This window comes from Actinomadura napierensis, assembly GCF_039529375.1.
Classification (GTDB): domain Bacteria; phylum Actinomycetota; class Actinomycetes; order Streptosporangiales; family Streptosporangiaceae; genus Spirillospora; species Spirillospora napierensis.
In genome coordinates this window covers 530-921 of the sequence record NZ_BAAAMR010000276.1, presented here as the reverse complement: position 1 = coordinate 921, position 392 = coordinate 530, and the positions used below count along the sequence as shown (strand labels likewise).

The window sequence follows — 392 nt, the reverse complement described above, 5'->3', positions numbered from 1 at the left end:
TAATTGCCATAGCACTTGCCCTGCGATACGTCGAAACTCCTCCATACTTCCACTGCGTAATTTAATTAAAAAATCAAATCCCCCACTGACCATATGGCATTCAACGATTTCTGGATAATGCACGACTGCGTCAATAAACTCATCTAAAACATTAGGTGTGGTTTTATCAAGTAAGACTTCGACAAAAACCAAAAAATTTGCATTTAACTTAACTGGATTTAATTTAGCTTCATAACCTAAGATGAATTCATCTTTGGTGAGCTTCTGCACTCGTGCCATAACTGCTGTTGGAGACAAATTGACGAGTTCAGCTAATCTGCTGTTGGAAATACGCCCATCTGTTTGAAGAATATCCAAAATTTTTAAATCGGTGCGATCAAGGCTTAATAATG

Annotated in this window: 1 protein-coding gene; it reads right to left on the bottom strand. The window is 37.5% G+C overall.

Annotation, left to right across the window (positions count from 1 at the left end):
- The coding region (locus ABD296_RS49410; protein WP_344285468.1) for an Lrp/AsnC family transcriptional regulator at positions 1 to 392 on the bottom strand (392 nt) is incomplete at both ends.